The sequence below is a fragment of the Streptomyces sp. NPDC058289 genome, from assembly GCF_042880975.1.
In the GTDB taxonomy this organism is placed as follows: Bacteria; Actinomycetota; Actinomycetes; order Streptomycetales; family Streptomycetaceae; genus Streptomyces; species Streptomyces stoeckheimensis.
This window is the reverse complement of record NZ_JBHVYI010000026.1, coordinates 25,088-44,994: the sequence shown is the minus strand read 5'-3', so window position 1 is coordinate 44,994 and position 19,907 is coordinate 25,088. Positions and strand designations below refer to the sequence as shown.

Here is a 19,907-nt window from a genome sequence, read left to right as displayed (position 1 = left end):
TCACTCTCCTCGGTCGGTGGTGGTCATAGGGGGGAGCCGAGATCCCGTACGAGTTCCAGGAGTTCCCGGATCGCGGCGTGCGGTGCCCGCCCGCCGTCGAGGTAGGCGTTCAGGGCCGCCCGGTCGGCTGCGGTCAGCGAGGCGAGCGGACGTCCGGCGAAGGAGAGCGGGTCGCCGAGGTCGTGCACGGCGTACCCGTGGACCACGTGGCGGCCGCCGGGTGCGGCGGTCACGGTGTGCGGGCCGCCCCTGGAGGGCACGGTGAGCGGGCGCGGCTGCGGCACCGCGGCGAGGCCCACGGCGTCGTGGAAGGAGGTCGCCGTCCCCTCGCCCCGCGGTCGCCCGCCGACGACCCGCCACCCCGGTACGGTGAACAGGTGGTCCAGGCGGGGACCGGCTGTGTTCCACGCGGTCACCATGGGGTGGCCGGACTCCTGTTGGCAGAGGTAGACACCGCCGCTCGACGCGGCGGTCACGAACTCGTCGGGGGAGAGGAAGGCGGCGGCCTCCACCGTGCCGTGCTGCTCGGGCACCTCCCACAAGCCTTGGGCGATCAGCGGTGCCAGACCCGCGTCGGTGAGGATCACGCGGCGGCCGCCGGCCAGCAGGAGGCGGTCCCCGGAGGGGTCGACTGCGTGGACGGTGCAGCGTTCCAGCCCCAGGTTCCGCAGGTCGATCCGCTCCAGCGGTCGCCCCACCGCGCCGACCAGGGCCACGGGCTCGCTCCGCAGGAGGACGACGAACCCGCGGGCGGTGGCGAAGGTCCGGGCTCCCAGAAGGAGGTCCGGGCCGCCGGCCAGGACCTCCGCCCGGCCCGGCCGGTACAGGACGAGTTCAGGGACAGGCCACAGGTCCTCGCGAAGGGCGAGCACCGCGTCGGGCCCCAGGCAGGTCACGGCCTCCGTGCCGACTCTGACGTGGTCGGCGGACCAGAGGCGGGAGCGGGAGACGAGGTCGTATACGTCGATGCGGGTGGAGCACTCGTAGCGCGACCGCCCCCGGCTCGGCGGCAGGTAGGTCTCCCTTGTCATGACCGGCGCGCCGGGAGCGAAAGAGACCCGGTCCGGAGCCACGGGGCCGCCGCGGCGGGGCAGTTGCCACCCCGCCCGCCCGGCGGCGGCCCGGGCCGTGCGCTCGGCGGCCTGCGGCCGGTGGCGCCGCGAGGTCAGCCGGGCGGCCAGGGGCCCGCCGGGGCCGTCCGCCGGCGGGGCCCAGTGTTCGGGCCGGTGGTGGTGGGCGAGCCGGATCGAATCGGTGACGGGGATCCGGCGCATGAGATCCCACAGCCCTGCGCGGTCGGCGGCCCGTACGAGCCGTTCGGCCTCCGCGTCGATCTCCGCCGCCGTGCCCCAGGGCAGGCGGTCGGCGCCGCGCCGCTCCCGCAGGTAGAGCAGCGCGCGCCCGACGGCGCCGCGTTCGGCTCCGGCGGTCGCGGCGGTGCCGGGATCGAGGGCGAGACGCTCCCGGTGCAGGGCAAGGCTCTCCTCGACGATCGCGACGGCCTCCGGGTGCCGTCCCAGCGCGATGAGCTTGGCCGCGGCGCCATCGAGGCGGGCGACGAGGACGTCCCGGTAGTGGGGGCGCACATCGCCGAGCTGGCGGTAGAGGTGGAGCGCCTCCAGGAGCGCCTCGACGGACGCGGCGTACCGCCCCGCGTTCCACAGGTGCAGGCTCTGGAGGTCGAGGCTCTCCGCCAGGTCGTCCCCGAAATGCGCGGGACTGAGCTCCGCCATCTGGCGTACGTACGCCACCACCGCCCCGGCACCCTCGGCCGCCTCCTGCGGGCGCCCCGACCGCGCCGCCAGGAAGCTCCTCACCATCTCCAGGCGGTTCACCTCCGAGGACAGGGACCACCACAGGAAGAAGTCGCGGTCCAGAACCTCGCCGAAGAGCCGTTCGGCCTCCGCCAGGGCCGCGTGCGCCTGCTGCCGGGCCCCGGTCTCCCAGAGCGCGAGGGTCAGCCGGGTGTGGGCCTGGGCCAGCGCACCCAAGAGGGTCGGCGCCGGTCCGGCGTCCTCCCCGCCCGTTCCTCCTCCTCCGTCCTCCCCGCCCGTTCCTCCTCCGTCCTCCCCGCGCTCGCGCATCAGCCCGATCGCCTGCCGGAGGAGTGCGACCCGGCGCTCTGCGGTGATCTCGTACAGGAAGAGGCCGCCGAGGTTGAGGAGGGCGTCGGCGTAGGCGGACCGGTGCGCCGGGTCCGCCTCGGCGGCCTCCCGGGTGAGTCGTACGACTTCCTCCATGTACGGGAGGGCCTCGTCCCTGCGGCCCCCGGTGAGGTGGGCAGTGACCAGCTCCATGGAGAGCCGGGCGCGTTCCGTGGCGTCCGCTGCGCCTTCGAGGCGGTGGCCGGCGAGTCGTACGGCCAGGTCCGCGGCGCCGCCCTGCACGCGTACGTCGCCTGGGGGCAGCAGGGGTTCGATGGCCTCCAGCACGTCGAGGTCCACGGAGTCCAGGGCGGCGATCGAGGTCAGCACCGCGTCGCCGCCCCGGACGGCGAGGGCGGGGTCGCGGCGCAGCAGCGGGAAGAGGACGGCGGGGCCGATGTGCGGCCAGCGTTCGGCCGCGGCGATGAGGAAGGCGAGGGCGCGCGGGGTCCAGGCGGGCGCGGCCCCTCCGTCGCGACGCAGGATGCGGGTGGTCGCGGTGACGGACCACAGGTCGGTCGGGTAGCCGGTGACGGGGCTGCCGGGGAGGGTGAGGGCCAGGTAGTCCTCGGCGAGACGGTCGGGGAGCAGCGGTTCGAGTACGTGGGCGGCCGCGGGGTCGGTGGGCGGGTAGTGGACGGCGTGGGCGGTCAGGGCCCGGTCCGCGGGGGTGCGCAGCAGGAGGCGGTCCAGGAGCGGGCGGGCGGTGTCGCGGCGCATCGGGCCGGTGAGGACGGCGGTGAAGACGATGCGCGCGAGGTCGAGGGCGCGGCGGTCCTCGTCCTCGGCTCCGGTGGTGCCCCCGCTGCCGGCCGTGTCGTGTTCGCCCGCCCGGCGCCAGTTGTCGTGTTCGCGGTCCAGCAGGTACGCGGTCATCCCGACGAGGTCGGCGGGCGGTTCCCGGCCGCCGGCCCGGGCGTCGACGGCGGTGAGCGCGGCCATGTGGACGGCGAGGGTGAGGCCGAAGTCGGGGCGGGCGAGGTCCTGGAACGCAGGGCGCAGGTCAGTGAGGGCGGCGGGGTCCGGGTAGTGGGCGGCGAAGCTGCGGCGGGCGGCCTCGAACATCCGCCCCCGTTCGCCGTGTTGACCCGAGAGCGGTTCCAGTGGCTGGTCGGAGAGGTCGGTCGCGCGCCCCTGGCGGCTCAGCTGCGCCCGTAGAGCGGGCCAGGGCCGCACCGAGCGGGCGATGAGGAGGATCCGCGCCGGGAGGTCTCCGAGGAGCAGGCCGTTGTGGAACAGCCATCTGAGGTGGGCGTCCGGCCAGCGGTCGGCGTAGTCGACGAGGACCAGCACCCCGGCGCGGTGGTCGGTGCGCAGGTCCTGGCTGCCCCGGGCGGGCGGGTGGGTGTCCGTGCCGTGTACGGCGTCGACCACGAGCCAGCCGGCGTCGGCGCATTCGGCGGCGAAGCGGGCGGCGAGGCGGGACTTGCCCGAGCCGCCGGGTCCGTGCAGCCAGCGTGCGGCCGACCGTGCGGGCTGCACGCGCCACTCCCGCAGCCGGGCCAGCTCGGCTTCGCGACCGGTGAACTCCACGACCTCGCTGCGGGCGTCGAGCATCCGGCTGGGCTGGGCGCGCAGCCAGGCGGAGTCCCGCCGCAGGGCGTCCGCGGCGCCGTGGGTGTCGCGCGCGTACAGCAGGTAGACGGGGGTGCCGTCGCCGAAGACGTGGATGTCCGCGCCGACCGCGCCGTAGGCGAAACCGGCGACGGCGCGAACCTCTTGGTGGACCTCGTCGGGGAGGTCCACGGTCAGCCGGTCCCGTCCGCGCCGTCCTCGTCGGTGGGCGGTGGCACCCACCCTCCGGTCGCCGGGTGGTAGTGGAGGCTGCCGCCCTGGACAGCGAAGAGGGTGCCGTGGTCGCGGGCGGTGTTCGACTGCGTCCACACCTGCCGCCCGGTCGGCAGGCCGTTCTGCACGCGGGCGACCAGCTCGCGCAGTTCGCCCTCGGAGTCGGGGTGTTCTTCCAGCAACAGGAGCAGCCGCCGGCGCCACACCGGCAGCAGCTCCGCCCGGATCTCGTCCGCCCCGGCCGGTTCGGCGCGGACGACGAGGTCGGCGTCCTCGTCGAGCTGCGCACCGATCGCCGTCCCGCGGGCCTCGCCGCCCCGCCCGAAGAGCCGGACGGCCCCGCCGCGGGCCCCCTGCCACACGTCGGTGGCCATGGCTCCGATCAGCGCGGTGGCGCCCGCGCCGGCGAGCGCCGTCAGTGACTCGGCCAGCATCCGTCCTCCTAAGTCCCGTGCCGCGGGCAGCCCCCGTGATGCCGAACTCCCCTGTCCTGGAACCAGGTTAGCCGGGCGGGCAGGGAACGTGCTTAGCCGCGGAAGGTCGCCGAGCGTTCCGGCGAGCCTCGGTCAGGGCCTTCGTGACGCCGCCGATGCCGGCGTGAGCGTCCACATCGGGCACAGTAGTGAATCCGGGGGCCGGCCACAGTCCGGCACGCACCAGCGGCTGGTCGTCGACGAGCACGACACGGACGGGGGCGGAGTCATCGCGCCTCCACGGGCACCGGCAGACGGGCCGCTACGCGGAAGCCTCCTTCGGGGCGGGGCCCGGCGGTGAACTGGCCGTGCAGCAGGCGGCCCGCTCGCGCATCCCGATGATGCCGTAGCCGTTTCCCGCAGGTGTGGGCCCGTGACCGTCGATCGTCATGGCGGCGGTCATGCTTGTCCTCGGGACGGTCGTCGCGGGCACGTCGTTCGGTGTGACCCAGGCGATCCTGCAGGACCACCACGGCATGTCCCTCGGCGACCCCGGGGCCCTGCGGGCCGTCGCCGCCTCCGCACTGCTCGCACCGCTGTGCGCCCTCACCGGCATGGCTCTCGGCGCCCTCATCCGGCATGCTGCGGGCACCGTCGTGGCGGTCGTCGGCATACTCCTGATGCTGCCGCCGCTCTTCTGGGGCGAGACCTATCGGTGGGTCAAGGAGATCGGCAACGCGATGCCGCTCACCGCATGGCGGCCTTGGTTCAGAACCCCGCGCGGGACTACAGCGTGGACAAGTACCCGGTATCGGTCGCCGAGGCGTGGACTGTGTTCGGGGCCTGGTCGCTCGTCGAGGCGTCCGGCGTCGGTGACGACGACGTTGTCGTACGGGCTGCGCCAGGATCCGTCCGTCAGCTTGCAGCCGGACGCCACCTGAGGCGCCGTCACCGCCTCCGACAGGATGACCTCAAGGCGTGTGTCGCAGCCGTCGGAGGCGATCAGGCCCTTGTTCCAGTGCTTGTACAGGTCCCGCTTGTAGCCCTCGCGGTGCTCGGCGGCGACGGGGAGCCGGTCGATCGCCTCGAACAGCGGCAGCGGTGCCCGAACCCCGGCCGAGCCCGGTGCCGCGGCGGCGGCGTTGTGGAGGAGGGTGTGCTCGATGGTGGAGTTCGCTGTCGCGGGTGCGGTGTGGGCGGAGGCTGGCAGTGCGGTGGTGATGGGGGGGGAGGGGGGGGGAGGGCGGCGAGGGCGAGCGCGGGCCGGCCGCGGCGCAGCAGATGGTTGATCATGCTCCGGCTTGTAGCCGGGCCCACGGCCTACCTGGAAGGGGGTATCGGGGCAACTCACCCGGCCGGGTGGCCGGACTCACCGGAGAAGAGGATCTCCCTGCTCATGTCGCACGAAGGCGCCCAGGTCCCAATCCCCAGAGCCTTCGTGCACAGCGCCCGCATCGTCGTATCCGCCCTCTCCAGGGCTCCGCTGAACACCGGCGTAGACCGTAACCTGCGCATCCGGCTCGCCAGGCGCCTGTCGGAGCCGGCAAGGCCCGCTGGACAGGAGCAGGTCTGCTATGCGGCGGCTCAGCCTGAGGGATGGTCCGGCAGACACAGCACACATCCGTGCCGCGTTGTGGGGCCCGGTGGGCGGCGGACCGGCTGGCTGTTCGTCGCCGGCGATCCGTTGGATCTCTTTAGGCTTGAATGTCGCTTTCCGTATCCGGCGATCAGCCCGTAGGAATGGCTTCTCGGCCTGACCGGCCGTTCCTGATCAAAGGAGCCACACCATGACTCGCCTTCGCACCACAGGTATGGCCCTTGCCTGCGCCGCAGCGATGTTCGCCCTGTCCGCTGCACCCGCCCACGCCGCCCCGGGTGACGTCACCACTTCCTGTGCGAGCGTCCTCACCCCGGCCGGCTACGTCGACGTCAGCTGGGGCTACAGCAGCAGCTGCGGCACGCAGAGCTTCAACCCGAACATCAAGCAGATAAAGCAGCTCACCGGACTGCCCGTCGGCACGGTGGTGCAGGCCTGTGCCTCCACCTACCAGCCTGCTGGCTGGATCCAGACCGCCTCGTACTACACCAGCAGCTGCGTCTACTCGTCGAACCCCAGCTTCAACAACAACGCGTGGACGCTGAAGCGCGTGTCCTGACCCCAAGGCCGCGGCACGCACCAGCGGAGGGGGCGCATGGATCCACAGCTGGGTCCGGTCCGGCGGCTGGGTTCCGACTGGCGGCCGGACCGCGGGGGTGTGTCGCGGGCGGGGGTGGGGGTCGGTGGGCGTGTCGCGACGCTTGGAGGTTCTCGCGTCCGATGGCATGTCGGCCTTCTGTGAACTGCTGGTTCTCTGTTGTCTCACAGCGATGCCACCCAAGATCGGTCTCAGATCGATGCGATTTTCCTCGGCGGAACGATGAGTCTGGGGCTGAGTCACCAAGCACGAGGACTACATGTGAGCTCAGATCTCGCACCGATGAGTTTCCGGGCCGCGCCGGTCTGTACCGCGTGAGACCGACTTACGGAAGGCGGGCGCCATGCGGAAACTGATCTACGGCATGAACCTGAGCCTGGACGGCTACATCGCCGCGCCCGGCGACGACATCGACTGGGGCGTGCCGAGCGACGAGCTGTTCCAGTTTTGGTCCGACCAGTTGCAGGCGACCGACCTGTCGCTGTACGGGCGCAAGCTGTGGCAGACGATGAGCTCTCACTGGCCGACCGACGACCAGCAGCCGGGCGCCACCCCGGCGGAGATCGAGTTCGCGCGTCACTGGCGGGACATGTCGAAGGTGGTGTTCTCCTCGACGATCGACAAGGTCGACCGGAACACCCGCCTGGTCACCGGCGACGCGGTCGCCGAGATCACCCGGCTCAAGGCCGAGGACGGCGGCCCTATGGCCATCGGTGGCGCGACGCTCGCAGGGGCGGCCATGCGGGCCGGGCTGATTGACGAGTATGTGCTGGCGACCGCGCCGGTCCTGGTGGGCGGTCCCTTCAAGTGGACCAAGACCGCCGACCAGATCCTCGACCGCATCTGCCGCTACTGCGACAGGATCTCCAAACCAGATCACTAAGCGCCGTCACCCACCTCCGAGACACCCACGGCGGATTCAGCTGGGCCACTGTCCAGCTCCACCTGATCTCGGCGGAGAACACCGCCGGAGACCCCTCCGCCGCCATCGCCGCATCAGACGCTCTCGCCCCCCAAGCACTCCTCACCACGGAACGGCGCGCGCTCTACTTCACCGACCGCGCGAAGGCCTTCGCCCAATGGGGCCGACGCGACGAATGCATCTGCGCCCTCCTCCAAGCCGAGTACTGGGCCCCACAGGAAACCCACGCACGCCCAGCCGTGAAATCCCTCATCTCCGGCCTGCTGCTCTCCGGACGCACCACACCCGAACTCCGAGGCATCGCCGCTCGTACCGGAGTCCTGCACCGCTAGCTGAACCCGCATCCGCCCCCGTGAACCTCACCCGACCGTGGGTCTGGGCGCCTCCCAAACCCGTGAACAACCGGCTTCGCAACCCGGGCTCTGGCTCAACGTTCATGGTGCTGGCCGGAAGCCAGGGCGTCGGCAAGCCGCGCCCCCGGATCGCCAGTGATGTGGTGTGCGGAGCGTCCGGCCGGCCAGGTCGAGATTCCGCCGTCCACCCACCGCGGAACGACGTGGAAGTGCAGATGGGGCACCGACTGCTCCGATCCCGGGCCGCTGGCGCTGAGGATGTTCACGCCTGAGGCGTTCAAGGCGGTCCGTGCGGCCTCGGCCACGCGCTGGACCAGCGGTCCGGGCCGGTTCACCGGCGGTAGCAGTGGCTTAACCGCTCTGTTCTGGTGATCTGAAACAACCAGCCTGGCCCTGCTGGCCAGGGCCAGAGCACTATCACCGCTGATAGCGGCCTGGTCCTATCCGCAGGGCCGGACCTGGGAGACTAGGGATCATGACCGACCGTCGACCGCTCTCGCTGCCCGCCTTCTCCGAGCCCGCTTCCGACGCTCCCGTACCCGCCCAGGCGGGTGGGCGCCGGCTGATGCCGGTCGAGCAGGGCGCCGACTTCCGCCAGCCGCCCGGCGAGACCGAGCCCGCACCCGCCCCGGCCCGACGTCTGCTCGCCTCCGGCGGCCTCACCTTCTCCGACCCGGACCGCCATATCTGAGCGCTACCACCACGGGTTGCGCCACGTCCAGGACCAGCTCACCACCTAGCCCCACCGCCCGGTGTGCCAGCGCCTCCACCTGGACAGATGTCGTAGCCGGCCCGGCTCCCGCCTCGGATATCGTGTTCCTCTACGGGGTGCCATAACGGATGTGACGCCCCCCACCGGAGGTAGATCAGCGTATGAGTTCAAAGCGCAGCAAGAATCCAGCCCTGCCCGTACTTGACGACGCATTCCGACTCGCGTCGGTCAAGGACGCCGAGGAGTCCACCCGTGAGTTGGCCGCGCGGCTGGCCACCACCGAGCTGCGCCGCGTTTCCCACCCGGGCCGGGTCACCTGGGAGCCCACCGATCAGGCCGAGCCCGTACCGGTCCCGCCGACTGTGGTCGACGGTGACGGGGACCTGTGGCTGCGGGACCGGGGCACTGGCACCTGGACCATGCCCGAGTTCAACCCGAAGGAATACCCGGCCCGCTGTGGCGAGGTTCTGACGTGGAACCAGCTTGCCCGCGAGTTCGGCCCGCTGACCGCACTGGCCGACGACCGCCGCATCGGCGGCGGCCGGCGCTGACCGCGCAGCCTTCCGGGATGACCGCGCCCCTGAAGCGTCCGTTACGGGTAGCTGGGAACTCCAGCTCACCGCCGAGCTCGACGATGGCGGCGAGCAGGTGAGCGTGGTGGTGGCGTCCGACGGCCTCAAGCAGCGTGATGCGGGCCTGGCGCCGCCCGATGTCCTCGGTGCGGCCGGCGTCGGTGGACCAGCCGGGTAGCGGTCGGCCTTCAGTTGCCGTGGTGAGCGCGCGGCCCAGCTCGCCGATCGACTGCTGCCAGTCGGCCAACTGCCCGAGCAGGCCGCGCACCAGTTCGTCGACGGTGGCCGCCGGGCCGGCGCCGAAGACCCGCGCTTCGGCGGCGGCCTCGGCGAGGACGTCTTCGTCCAGGTCCTCGAGGGCCTCACGCCACGGAGCGGCCGCAGCGTCGAAAGCGGCCAGGGCGACGTGCAGCTCGGCGTCGAGAGCGGCGGGCGACCACGGCAACGGGGTGCTGATGAGGATCTTTCGATCCTGCCCGACCCGGGTCACCCCTCCGTGGTCCGCCGTGCACAGTGCCGGACGACCGAGGCCAGGTCCCCCTCCGAGCCGAGCAGGGCCCGCTGGACGCGCGCTCCGTTGCCGCGCTCTAGGAGGCCTTACGTTCCTGGGACGGGATGGTCGAGCCGTTCGTACGATCCTACGTTCTTCAGCGGGTCGATCCAGGCCCCTTGTAGGGTCTGGAGGCCCAGAGACACCGGGTATGGCTTCCGTATGGTCGCCATTGATGGCTGGTCCAACCTGGCCGCCCGGTGTCTCACGACGGCCTGACCGCTGATTAAGACGCGAGCGCCTCGTCGTGCATCGCTGAGTAGAACCACGCCGGCAAGGCCGCCCGGGACAACAGCGCACTTCCAGCGACCGGAGGACCCCCGTGGCCCAGCTCTGGGCGGGAATAGACATCGGCAAGGGACACCATCACTGCGCGGTCCTCGACGCCGAAGGCAAGCGGCCGGGCTTTGGACTTGCGCAATATCGGGCCGCTGCTCCTGTTGACCAGCTACCAGACCCCGGCGGCCCTGCGGCGGGTCGGACGAAAGCGACTGACCACATGGCTGCGCAACCAGAAGGTCCGCGGAGCTGAGGAGCTGGCAAACGCCTGCCTCGAGGCCGCAGAGCGGCAGCACACCGCTCTGCCCGGAGAGAGGGTCTCGGCACAGGTAATCGGGTCTCTGGCGAAGGAGGTGATGGGCCTCCACGAGAAGGTCAACAAAATCGACAAGCTCATTGAGGCCTAATTTCGCGACCATGAACTCGCCGAGATAGTCGAGAGCATGCCCGGCATCGGGCCGGTGCTCGGCGCTGAGTTCCCGGCTGCCACCACTGGCGATCTCAGCCGCTTCGGTACCCCCGATCGCCTGGCCAGCCTCGCTGGAGTCGCCCCGGTACCTCGGGACTCGGGCAATGTCAGCGGCAACCTGCACCGACCTCACCGCTACCACCGAGGGCTGCAGCGCGTGTTCTACACCTCCGCCCTGGCCAGCATCCGCACGTGCGACGACTCGCGCCTGCCCGGGGGTGCCGGGTGGGCTAGGGCCTGTCCGATGGTCGTATGAGCTGATCAGGAACGTGGCTTACTGTTCGCTGGAACGAAGGGGGCCGCATGGCGCGCGATACAGCCGAAGCAGAGGCGGGGATGAAGGGGATCACGTTTCCGGCCTGGCACGGAAAGCACTACGTGACCCTGGCTGAGCTACTGGTTCGCCTCGGCAGCTTCGGCCTGGACCTGACGTGGCGCGTCGAATTCGACGAGATCGTCGATCCTCGCTGCGTCGAGATGGAGAGACGGTCCGCCGACGCCGGCATGGACACGCTGACACTATTGTCGCTGACGACCCCCTTCCTCCAGCTGATCGATGCCGAAGCACGTGGGTTCGCCGGGGACGAGCTGGCGCTCGTCCTGACCGAATTCGACAGCTCCTTGTGGGACGTCAGGGCTGTCGACGAACGCGTACTCAGCGAACTTCGCCACCACTACCCGGGTGCCAAGGACCTCTGAGCCGGGGCACTTCACTCCGGACGGAGCCATAGGCGGATCGCCGCCACGGTGACCGTTCCGTGGAAGACGTACGCCCGTTTGTCGAAGCGCGTGGCGACGGCGCGGAAGTTCTTGAGCCGGTTTATGGTCCACTCGACTTCGTTGCGGCGGCGGTAGATCGTCTTGTCGAACCCTGTAGGTCGGCCGCCTAGGTTGCCGCGGCGCCGGCGGTTGGCCCGCTGGTCTCTCGGCTCGGGGATCGTGTGCTTGATCTGGCGTCTGCGCAGGTGACGCCGGTTGCGTCGTGATGAGTACGCCTTATCGCCCCCGACATGGTCGGGCCGGGTGCGCGGTCGTCCACCAGCCTGCCGGGGCACACGGATCTCTTCCAGGACGGGAATCATCTGCGGTGCGTCCCCCCCACTGGCCGGGCATGATGACAAACCCGAGCGGGCGGCGCCCGCCCTCCCCGGCGAGGTGGATCTTGCTTGTGAGCCCGCCTCGCGAGCGTCCCAGGGCCTCAACGGGACGGTGACGCGCCGGGCTCCTGCGCCGACCCGGGATCTTCGGGGCACGGGTGGAGGCGCCAGCCGCGTGCTGATGAGCGCGGCAGGTCGTGGAATCGGCGCTGACCATGCTCCAGTCGATCCGGCCCTCGGCGTCGGCGTCGGTCTGGACGGCCCGAAGGATTCTCTCCCACGCGCCGTCCGCCGACCACCTGCGATGACGGTCGTGGACCGTCTTCCAACTACCGAAGCAGGGAGGCAGGTCCCGCCAGGGGAGACCGGTCCGCTGCCGGAACAGAATCCCGTTGATCACCCGACGGTGGCATTGCCAGCGTCCACCCCGCCCGCGATTCACCGGCAAGTGCGGCTCCAGACGGGCCCACTCCTCATCCGAAAGATCTCCCCGCCCCATGTCCCACGGAACGACTTCCCAGCGGGATCGTCACTCGACCCATCGGACACGGCCTAACCGCGATACAGCCCCGGTCACTGCAACGCTATCCAAATCGCGGTTCTACGCGCCAAAACTCGGTCCGACCCTCCCCAAGGGCCGGGAAGGCACCCAAGCGCCCGGATCGGCTCGCGTGACAGAGGTCAGTCCAGATTCCCCGCGGACGGCCATTTGAGGCGTCACGCTCCATAACGCGTGTCATACCTTGGGCTCAGAGGTCACTCACCCGGCTGGGGGAGGGGGATCGTTCCGGAGGCCGACGCCATTCCGCCGGGGTCGATGCGACGTTCAGAACATGACCAGTGTTGAACGGACGATGGAGGCGCTCTGGAGTGCCTGGTGGCAGCGATGGCCGCGCTGGGTGGCCTGGGCAACGATGCTGTGGGCGGTGCTGTATGCCGGCTTCGGTCTGGCGTGCGCGCTGAGCGGGACCTCCCTGCTCCTCGGCGGTGACTCGGGGACCCCCGGGCTGAGTTGGGCCGTCGTGGCGGTGGGTGCGCTGGGGACGTTGGTCAGCGGAGCGGTGGTGCTGTTCGGGCTGCTGCCCCTGTTGCGGGTGCTGCTCTGGGTGGTTTGCGGGCTGGCAGCCATCACCGCGTTCAGCCTGCTGATGGACGTGATCACGTTGATGCTCGGTCAGGGAGTGGACAGCCGGGCCTCCGCTGCGAACAAGGCCCTCGCGGCGGTCGGGGCGCTCCTGCTCGCGGCCACGGCCCGGTCCGACCGCTTGCCCGCCGGTACTGCCGTCCGCGCCTCGTCCGCTGCACCGCGGCGCCTCCAACTTGCCGCCTGGGCAGGGACGCTGGCCTTTGCCCCGTACGCGGCGATGAAGCTGGTCTGGGCGTCCGGCGGCACGTTCGCGGGTATCACTGGCGAGGAGATGCTCGCGGTCTCGGAGCGGAACGGCGCCTCGGGGATCTTCCTCACCCTGGAGTCCTGGGGCCTGGACCCCACCGCGCTACTGGCCGTACTCGGCATCTTCCTGCTCTGGGGCCTGGTCCGCCCGTGGGGGCAGGTTTTTCCGCGCTGGACGCTGTTCCTGCGCGGTCGGCGGGTGCCGCGCTGGCTCCCGCTCGCTCCGGCTCTGCTCGGCGCTGCCACGCTCGCGCCGTACGGCGTTGTGGGTGTCGGATACTTGGCCCTGGCCACGGCCGGCGCAGTGACGATGCGACGCGGCGACTTCCACTCCTCGGGCGACGCGCTGCTGGTCGGCTGGATCGGGATAGTCGCCTTCGCCGTCTACGGCCTCGCCCTGACCATCGCGGCCCGCTCCTACTGGCTTCGGACCCGTCCCGCTGCCGGATGAGCATCAACACAGAGTGACCGTCTGCGGCCAGTCAGAGGTCCTAACAAAGGCGTTGGACGTGTCGGTGGGTGATGAGGCAGGTGGCGAGGCCGAGGAAGGCTTCGTGGATGTCGTCGCGTCGTTCCCACCGGATCCGTAGCCGACGGAAGCCGTGGAACCATGCGATGGTCCGCTCCACCACCCACCGGTGGACGCCGAGGCCGGATCCGTGTGGGATGCCGCGGCGGGCGATCACGGGTTTGACGCCGAGTGCCCAGACCAGGCGGCGGTATTTGTCGTGGTCGTAGCCTCGGTCGCCGAGGAGGCTGTCGGGTCGCTTCCGTGGCCGTCCGACCAGGCCGGCGACGGACGGGATCTTCTTCAGCAGGGGTATCAGCTGGGTGACGTCGTTGCGGTTTCCGCCGGTCAGCGAGATGGCGAGTGGGATGCCCTGGCCGTCGACGATGAGGTGGTGCTTGCTGCCCGGACGTGCTCGGTCGACCGGGCTGGGCCCGCTTTTGGGCCCCGTCGAGCGGCCCTGACGTGGGAGGAGCCGATCACCGCCCGCGCCAGTCCACCTTCTTCGCAACCCGCAGCTTCTTCAGCAGCACCACATGCAGTTGGTCCCAGACGCCGACATTGTTCCACGCGGCCAGTCGCCGCCGGGAGGTCATTCCGGACCCGAAGCCCAGCTCCTGCGGCAGGTACTCCCACTGGATCCCGGTATGCAGCACGAACAGGATCCCGCAGAGTGCCTGCCGGTCCGGCACCCGAGGACGTCCCTCCACCTGCTTCGGCACCGGCTCAGGCAACAACGGCTCGATGAGCGACCACAGTTCATCCGACACGATGACGGCGACCTGGCCGGTGCGGACAAGGAATCCCAGGAGGTCAGTATGCTCGCGCTGCACCTGCTCCAGTCCGCGCTGGTGCACGGCAATACGCTGCTGATGCAGGAGGTCCTGGCCGCTCCGAAGTGGGCGGACAAGCTCACCGACGCGGACCGCCGGGCGCTCTCCCCGGTGTTCGGGACCCATGTGAATCCGTACGGCCGGTTCGAGCTGGACATGAACAGTCGTCTCGATCTGGATCTGTCCATTCGGGCGACGGTGCCCGGCCCGCGCACCCCGCGTTAAGAGGCATCCGGAGCCACGGCGCGATAACTGTGGCTCCGGGCGGAGCGCCATCGGAGCGACGGTGAAGACGACCTGGCGGGCGCCGGGCCCAAGACCGCGGCCGGTGTCCATTCAAGTTATGGGCAGGCGGAGGCCGAGATCTGCCGCGTCGAGGTCGGCGAGGTCGCTGTTCCGAACGACCTGAACGCAACCCATGGCGGAAGACAGCCGTTGGGCCTGGGGCGGGACCATCAGCTGATCGGAGCGGCCGGTTCCCCATACCGCCACGTCGCCCGTGACCGACTCGTAGGGCACCCCCGTCATCGATGTGACCCGCCTGCCCGTGCCGTGAGCTGCCGACATGGTCGATCCGCGACGAGACGGGCCTGAGGTTTGTCACACAACGGTCATCAGCAGATGAGAACCGGTTGTCTGCCGGCAGCCGTCCTCACCGCTGTACCAGCCCTTTCCAGAGAAGAGCCGTCCCCAATGATGCGTGTTCGCCCCCAGACGACCCCGGCAGCTTCCGCCCGCGGTCGTGGCCGCCCCGCGGCCCCGTTGTTCGCCGCTGTCGCCGGGCTGTTGCTCCTCACGGCGTGCGGCTCCGGCGGGGACACGGTTCGGGCGGACGACTCGAAGGTGTCCGCCGACGTGGCGGGTGTGCACGCCGCGGCGTCGGAGGCGGCCGTTCCGCCGAAGGTGACCACCGGGGCCGTGCTGGACTTCGACCTGATTCCGGGGGCGGGGAAGACGGTGGGCACGGGTCAGCCGGTGTCCTTGGAGTTCGAGAAGCCGGTGAAGGACAAGGCCGCGGTGGAGAAGGCGTTGACGGTCACCGCGTCGACCCCGACCGAGGGTTCCTGGGGCTGGGTGACCACACCCTCGGGCCACGATCGCCTGGACTGGCGTCCCAGGGACCCCTGGAAGCCCGGCACGGACGTGACGGTCAAGGGCACGCTCACCACGGTCGACCCCGGGGGCGCGCACTTCGACCGCGACCTGGACCGCACGTTCAAGATCGGCCGTGACCAGCAGCTGACCGCCGACCTCGACACCCACCGGCTCGTCGTCGAGCGTGACGGCAAGGTGGTGAAGTCCATCCCCATGTCCGGCGGGCAGCCAGTCAAGGGCCGCCAGTCCCGACTGGGCACCTACGCCCTCAAGACCCGGGAACCCAAGGTGCACATGACCTCCGCGTCCGTAGGCGGGCCGGTGGACTACGACGTGGTGGTCAACTGGGGCATGCGGGTGACCGACACCGGCGCCTACATCCACGAAGGGGTTCCCGAGGCGCAGAAGTACGTCGGCAACACCAACCACAGCGCCGGCTGCATCGGCATGACCCCGGCCGATGCGAAGTGGGTCTTCGACAACACCATCCTCGGCGACCTGCTCACGATCAAGGGCCGGGAAGCCATCAAGAACGTCGACGGTCCCGGCAACGGATACGCCGACTGGAGCATCGGCTACGAAGACTGGAAGAAGCTGAGCAAGGCCTCCTGAACCACCGCCCCGGTCACGCCCCGCTTCCATCCGGCACCGGCCCAACGCTTCGCACCTCGCGGCCCCGTCCACTTCGGCGCCGCCGAGCTCGCCGGCCTCTCCGGCCATCCCGCCCTCCGCCGGCGGGATGGCCGGCCGTCTCGCCGACGGGCGCATCCCCGTCCGAACCCGGCAGAGTCCGGGCCCAGCCCCGTACCGGGTCGCCGTCTGCGTGGACGCCCCGGTACGAAGGGATGCCCCGCCACCTGCACCAACAGAACAACCATCTTGCCGACAGTCGGACCGTCCGCGCCTGACAGAGTCCGGTCTCTTGTCTTCGACGATGGAAACAGCGTGCGTGGCTTCCTACGGGGAGTGGCGGCGCTCCTTGTCCTGTCCTCCGCAGCAGCGGGTTGCACCAGTGGGCAGACCAGAGAGACGGGACAGAAGGGGGAGGAGGGAGAGAAGGGGCGCGCGATGCTCACCTCGGCACAACTCGCGGACGCCCTCTTGGACGGGAAGCACTCCGGGTTCACCGTCATGCCCGAGCGATGGCCCATGCTCGAGGAAGAGGACGTCGTCACGGCGTCCGATCCGGCCTGTCAGTCGCTGGCCGACGTGACGAGCGTCAAGCCCAAGCACCAGCTCACCGGGACCGTCTGGGCAGTGCTTCAGGACAAGAACGGAAACTCCGGCGGGAGCATCGTGCTCTCCAGTTTCGCGACGGGTGGGGCGAAGGACTGGATGAGCGAGCTGAAAGCGGCTCTCACCACGTGCAAGAACTTCTCGGCTTCCTCCCGACGCGGCTGGTCGGACCCGGTCACCCTCGCGGCGCTGCCGGCCGCCGACGTGGGTGACGGATCCGTCTCCTACTCCGTGACCGCCGACGAGACTTCCGCCAAGCGGCAGATCATGACGATCGTGCGAACCGGTGGCTCACTGGCCGTCTATCTCACCCCCTCGGATGGACAACGGCCTCCTGTCTCCCTCATGAAGCGTCAGCACGAGCAGCTGGAGGCGGCCGGCTAGCGCACCTGTTGGGCGACTCTCTACGTGAGCACGTACGTGAATGCTGGCGACGTTCCTGGTGAACACGAGCGTTGATCCCGAAGGGCAACCTGATGGCGCTCATCTGCGATGACACGGTGAATACGAAGGCTCTCGGGTGCGTCGAGTGGCCAGTGCTCGGGTCGTTAGTGGGTGCGATGATCGGTCCGTGTCTGAGGAAATATCGCGCTGATATCGGGGCCGTTTGGTCGTGGGGCCGTTCAGGCCGTTCGAAGTCGAGGAGCTGGGCCGTCTCGAGCAGGAGATTGGACTGCCCCTGCCGGCGTCATATCGGTCGTTCCTGGAAGCGGCGGGCGGGGAGAGCCTCACCAGCCCCGCATCCCCCGGCCGACAGCAGCTGCGAACGGCGGTCCGGCGGGCGCCGACGAGACGGCCGCCCGAACGGTGCGACGGCTGCGGCAGGAGAACACCGAGTTGCGCCGCACCGTAGAGGTCTACGCCGAGATGATCCGGCAGTTGACGACCGAGAACGATGCTCTGCGGCAGCCCTCGGCCGTCGTCCGCTCCCTTCCAGTGCGCGGCGATGTCTGAAGAGCCGCCCGACGGCGTCTGCGCCGCTGCACCCTGCGCTGCCAGCGGACGGGCCCGCACCGCCGCCACGCTGCTCGGACGGGCTGTTCCGGGGTGCCGCTGGCCTGGTCCGGTACAGGCCGCCCGGAGATCGCTTCCCGCGGAGAGATGGGCGGCTGAGGCCACGGCTGAGGTGGTGTGGATGATGATGTCGTGACGAACATCAGCACCGACCACGTGAAGGTCCACTTCCGGATAGACGTGGATGAGGACGGCTGGCCGCCAGCCAGCGTCGAGAGCCTGTGGGCCGTGGACCTCGGCGACGGCACCGTGCGATTGGACAACACACCGTGGTTCGTACGAGGAGTCGCCAGCGACGACATCATCCAGGTAGAGGTCGACGATGAAGGCATCCGCTGGGCCGGAGAGACGGTACGGGCCTCCGAGAACTGCACGATCCGGCTGATCGTTCTGAAGGACGGCGGCTCAGCCGCTGCTCGTCAGAGTGTCCTGGAGATCTTCCACAGCCTCGGTACGACCGGCGAGGGTATCGAGAAGTTCCGGATGGTGGCTCTGGATGTCCCGCCGACGGCAAACTTGCCAAAAATCCGACAGCTCTTGGAACACGGTGACGCCAAAGGATGGTGGCACTGGGAGGAAGGATGTGTCACTGCTGCTTGGAAGTCCACTGCCTCGGAATAAAGGTCCCGTAGCGGTTGCGCAGGCCCATGAGGCGCCGCCGCGTTCTCCCTTGCGTTTGGGAACACCGGCCGGCGCACCAAAACCCACCCGCCCCGGCCCCGGCCGCCCGCTCGGCTCGAAGAACCGCCCGCCACCCGCTACGACATCGGACGCGTCCTTGCCACCGGCGAGGCATACATCCGCCCAGCACATCACAAGGTCGGCACGAAACCGCGGAGAACCAGCTGACTAGCCAGGTCAGGGCTTCTACGGCCGAGCGGCAACAGCATCGACGCCAGACTCCCGCAGCTTCCGGGCCAGGAACTCCATCTCAGGCATCGTGCCTGAGTGGGCTCCCGCCAAGACCTCCCTCAGCAAGGTCTTGACTTCCGCCAGACCCATGCCAAGTTCTGCCCGCAGAACCCGCATGATCGCGGCGTTCCTCGCTGATGGATCCACCTGGAGGCGAGCTGGTCCCCGCTCGGAGATCAGCCGACCTCGTAGTTCGGAAGGCAGATCGCCGCCGCAGTCAGCTATCGCAAACCCGCAGGCTGAACACCGGGACTCCGTGTCCCAACGCAAAAAGCCGTGGACCAGGGCTTGGACGCCCCAGCACTCCAACTCTGCACCGCAGTCCTGACACCCAGCTGAGTACCTGATGGACTCGAAGACCGCCTGATCCATACTCACCCCCTTCAGGGAATTGAGGTTAGGCGACAGGCTGAGCTCATGCGATACGAGGAGAAGGCGAAGCTCACCGCCGCGAGAGTCCTGGTCCCGGTGGCCGCCCTTGTCGCCTCGCCAGTGCTGCTCATAGCCGGAGGACCGGTCCGCCGCCGATACCTCCGCTACGTCTACCGGGAGGAGGCCCCAGCGATCCTGGACAAGGAGCAGGGCCGAATCAGTGTCCACTGGTTCGTGGTCATGAGCCCGCTTCTTGTATGGCTCTGCTGGCCCACAGAGGCACTCGCCCGGCTCATCTCGCGCCGAGGTTAAACGGCAAGCTTAGGAGTCGGGCCATTCATCGCTGTCGGCTCACTTCGCCTTGACCACCCCTGCCTCACAGCGGACAACGGACAAACCCGAACCCTGTCCATAACTTCTGCTCCGCCGCGAAGCCGCTCGCCAGGACGCCGGAGCCGGGGACGTGCTCGGCGGCCTGGGCGAGCATCGGCTCGAAGGCGGGATCAGGACCACTCGGGATGGCCTCCTTCACCGCCGCTCCGCACCGGGCACCAAGGTCGGTCTGTGCAGCTCAGTGCGCGGACCGCCAGCGCTAGTCGCTGCAACAGGTGTGGTGCCATCGCCGGTTCGAGTGACTCGAAGAACGGCCACGCTGTACCACCCGCCGGACCCGCCGGGGGTCACCTTCATCACCTAGCGTATGTCCAACCGGGGGGATCAGAAAGACATCCCGGCCAGCGCTCAGGTGGTCGAGCAGATCCTGGACAGGGTGCTTCCCGGCTGGCGCACGGAGATACCGGACAGCCGCGTCAACCGCTGGTGCCGACACCGGGAGGCCGCCCAGCGAGCTGAGGCCGTGCTGGAGCGCGACGGCGAGGTACGTGCGCGGCCAGGGGACGATGCCCCGGACCTGAACGCCTCGGCGATGCACCCCTGGGCGTGGGAGGGTGCGCGGCCGCTGTGGCAGAGCGGGCACTTCCGCGAGGCCGTCACGGCCGCCGCCCGAAAGGTCAACGCGGAGACGCAGAACGCAGAACAAGGTCAGCCGCA

The 19,907-nt window shown here is 69.8% G+C and carries 16 protein-coding genes and 5 pseudogenes; 15 read left to right on the top strand and 6 right to left on the bottom strand.

All coding sequences use genetic code 11. The features are described 5' to 3' along the window. Positions 1–23 precede the first annotated feature (23 nt). The 3 genes and pseudogenes from ACFVX6_RS15910 to ACFVX6_RS15900 form a co-directional block, all read right to left on the bottom strand. Entirely contained in the window at positions 24–3,890 is a 3,867-nt protein-coding gene (locus ACFVX6_RS15910) for a hypothetical protein (RefSeq protein WP_389691764.1), read from the bottom strand. A 2-nt stretch (positions 3,891–3,892) separates the two neighbouring features. After that, positions 3,893–4,366, bottom strand: a complete 474-nt coding sequence (locus tag ACFVX6_RS15905) for a hypothetical protein (RefSeq protein ID WP_389691762.1) — start codon at positions 4,364–4,366, stop codon at positions 3,893–3,895. Between the two features lie 266 nt (positions 4,367–4,632). Beyond that, a pseudogene (locus ACFVX6_RS15900) lies at positions 4,633–4,766 on the bottom strand (sensor histidine kinase); the annotation flags it as partial. A gap of 40 nt (positions 4,767–4,806) precedes the next feature. Between ACFVX6_RS15900 and ACFVX6_RS15895 the strand changes: the two are divergent. From ACFVX6_RS15895 to ACFVX6_RS15885, 3 genes are all read left to right on the top strand, one after another. Next, positions 4,807–5,286 carry a hypothetical protein gene (locus ACFVX6_RS15895; protein WP_389691760.1) on the top strand — a complete coding sequence of 160 codons (480 nt, stop codon included), beginning with the start codon at positions 4,807–4,809 and terminating at the stop codon, positions 5,284–5,286. Positions 5,287–6,132: 846 nt separating this feature from the next. Further along, positions 6,133–6,501 (top strand): hypothetical protein, encoded by a 369-nt coding sequence (locus ACFVX6_RS15890; protein WP_389691758.1) that lies wholly within the window; start codon positions 6,133–6,135, stop codon positions 6,499–6,501. 382 nt (positions 6,502–6,883) lie between these two features. Beyond that, positions 6,884–7,423 (top strand): dihydrofolate reductase family protein, encoded by a 540-nt coding sequence (locus ACFVX6_RS15885; protein ID WP_389691756.1) that lies wholly within the window; start codon positions 6,884–6,886, stop codon positions 7,421–7,423. Positions 7,424–7,889: 466 nt separating this feature from the next. On the opposite strand, the gene ACFVX6_RS15880 is transcribed toward ACFVX6_RS15885, so the two are convergent. Continuing rightward, complete coding sequence (locus ACFVX6_RS15880; RefSeq protein ID WP_389691754.1) at positions 7,890–8,120, bottom strand: HIT family protein; 231 nt, start codon at positions 8,118–8,120, stop codon at positions 7,890–7,892. A 170-nt stretch (positions 8,121–8,290) separates the two neighbouring features. Between ACFVX6_RS15880 and ACFVX6_RS15875 the strand changes: the two genes are divergently transcribed. The 4 genes and pseudogenes from ACFVX6_RS15875 (at position 8,291) to ACFVX6_RS15860 (ending at position 11,096) form a co-directional block, all read left to right on the top strand. Beyond that, entirely contained in the window at positions 8,291–8,506 is a 216-nt protein-coding gene (locus tag ACFVX6_RS15875) for a hypothetical protein (RefSeq protein ID WP_389691752.1), read from the top strand. 182 nt (positions 8,507–8,688) lie between these two features. Then, positions 8,689–9,078, top strand: a complete 390-nt coding sequence (locus ACFVX6_RS15870) for a hypothetical protein (protein WP_389691750.1) — start codon at positions 8,689–8,691, stop codon at positions 9,076–9,078. A 972-nt stretch (positions 9,079–10,050) separates the two neighbouring features. Beyond that, a pseudogene (locus tag ACFVX6_RS15865) lies at positions 10,051–10,605 on the top strand (transposase); the annotation flags it as partial. A 95-nt stretch (positions 10,606–10,700) separates the two neighbouring features. Continuing rightward, on the top strand, positions 10,701–11,096 hold the full coding sequence (locus ACFVX6_RS15860) for a hypothetical protein (protein WP_389691748.1): 396 nt from the start codon (positions 10,701–10,703) through the stop codon (positions 11,094–11,096). A gap of 11 nt (positions 11,097–11,107) precedes the next feature. Here the strand turns inward: ACFVX6_RS15860 and ACFVX6_RS15855 are convergent. Beyond that, a protein-coding gene (locus ACFVX6_RS15855) for an IS5 family transposase (RefSeq protein ID WP_389691746.1) occupies positions 11,108–11,993 on the bottom strand; the annotation gives its coding sequence in 2 pieces (ribosomal slippage) (positions 11,108–11,494 and positions 11,496–11,993; 885 coding nt in all). A gap of 334 nt (positions 11,994–12,327) precedes the next feature. Here ACFVX6_RS15855 and ACFVX6_RS15850 point away from each other — a divergent pair. Beyond that, complete coding sequence (locus ACFVX6_RS15850) at positions 12,328–13,338, top strand: hypothetical protein (protein WP_389691744.1); 1,011 nt, start codon at positions 12,328–12,330, stop codon at positions 13,336–13,338. Between the two features lie 40 nt (positions 13,339–13,378). Here ACFVX6_RS15850 and ACFVX6_RS15845 read toward each other — a convergent pair. Next, positions 13,379–14,204, bottom strand: a pseudogene (locus tag ACFVX6_RS15845) (IS5 family transposase). A 9-nt stretch (positions 14,205–14,213) separates the two neighbouring features. Here ACFVX6_RS15845 and ACFVX6_RS15840 point away from each other — a divergent pair. The 7 genes and pseudogenes from ACFVX6_RS15840 to ACFVX6_RS15810 all read left to right on the top strand — a co-directional run. Further along, positions 14,214–14,453, top strand: coding sequence for a Tn3 family transposase (locus ACFVX6_RS15840; RefSeq protein ID WP_389691742.1), 240 nt, complete (start codon positions 14,214–14,216; stop codon positions 14,451–14,453). Positions 14,454–14,921: 468 nt separating this feature from the next. Next, on the top strand, positions 14,922–15,935 hold the full coding sequence (locus ACFVX6_RS15835) for a L,D-transpeptidase (RefSeq protein ID WP_389691740.1): 1,014 nt from the start codon (positions 14,922–14,924) through the stop codon (positions 15,933–15,935). Positions 15,936–16,391: 456 nt separating this feature from the next. Beyond that, positions 16,392–16,943 carry a hypothetical protein gene (locus tag ACFVX6_RS15830; RefSeq protein ID WP_389691738.1) on the top strand — a complete coding sequence of 184 codons (552 nt, stop codon included), beginning with the start codon at positions 16,392–16,394 and terminating at the stop codon, positions 16,941–16,943. A 762-nt stretch (positions 16,944–17,705) separates the two neighbouring features. Continuing rightward, positions 17,706–18,194: a DUF4265 domain-containing protein gene (locus ACFVX6_RS15825; protein WP_389691736.1), complete on the top strand. Its 489-nt coding sequence runs from the start codon at positions 17,706–17,708 to the stop codon at positions 18,192–18,194. Between the two features lie 64 nt (positions 18,195–18,258). Next, positions 18,259–18,422 (top strand): annotated as a pseudogene (locus ACFVX6_RS15820) (transposase); the annotation flags it as partial. Positions 18,423–18,902: 480 nt separating this feature from the next. After that, complete coding sequence (locus tag ACFVX6_RS15815; protein ID WP_389691734.1) at positions 18,903–19,169, top strand: hypothetical protein; 267 nt, start codon at positions 18,903–18,905, stop codon at positions 19,167–19,169. Between the two features lie 388 nt (positions 19,170–19,557). Continuing rightward, positions 19,558–19,884: pseudogene (locus tag ACFVX6_RS15810) on the top strand (hypothetical protein); the annotation flags it as partial. Positions 19,885–19,907: the final 23 nt, after the last annotated feature.

Coding starts and splice junctions, on each gene's coding strand:
- ACFVX6_RS15870 (WP_389691750.1), top strand. CDS start 8,689: ATGAGTTCAAAGCGCAGCAAGAATCCAGCCCTGCCCGTACTTGACGAC.
- ACFVX6_RS15850 (WP_389691744.1), top strand. CDS start 12,328: ATGACCAGTGTTGAACGGACGATGGAGGCGCTCTGGAGTGCCTGGTGG.
- ACFVX6_RS15815 (WP_389691734.1), top strand. CDS start 18,903: ATGCGATACGAGGAGAAGGCGAAGCTCACCGCCGCGAGAGTCCTGGTC.
- ACFVX6_RS15890 (WP_389691758.1), top strand. CDS start 6,133: ATGACTCGCCTTCGCACCACAGGTATGGCCCTTGCCTGCGCCGCAGCG.
- ACFVX6_RS15830 (WP_389691738.1), top strand. CDS start 16,392: ATGCTCACCTCGGCACAACTCGCGGACGCCCTCTTGGACGGGAAGCAC.
- ACFVX6_RS15905 (WP_389691762.1), bottom strand. CDS start 4,366: ATGCTGGCCGAGTCACTGACGGCGCTCGCCGGCGCGGGCGCCACCGCG.
- ACFVX6_RS15875 (WP_389691752.1), top strand. CDS start 8,291: ATGACCGACCGTCGACCGCTCTCGCTGCCCGCCTTCTCCGAGCCCGCT.
- ACFVX6_RS15895 (WP_389691760.1), top strand. CDS start 4,807: ATGCTTGTCCTCGGGACGGTCGTCGCGGGCACGTCGTTCGGTGTGACC.
- ACFVX6_RS15885 (WP_389691756.1), top strand. CDS start 6,884: ATGCGGAAACTGATCTACGGCATGAACCTGAGCCTGGACGGCTACATC.
- ACFVX6_RS15840 (WP_389691742.1), top strand. CDS start 14,214: ATGCTCGCGCTGCACCTGCTCCAGTCCGCGCTGGTGCACGGCAATACG.
- ACFVX6_RS15835 (WP_389691740.1), top strand. CDS start 14,922: ATGATGCGTGTTCGCCCCCAGACGACCCCGGCAGCTTCCGCCCGCGGT.
- ACFVX6_RS15860 (WP_389691748.1), top strand. CDS start 10,701: ATGGCGCGCGATACAGCCGAAGCAGAGGCGGGGATGAAGGGGATCACG.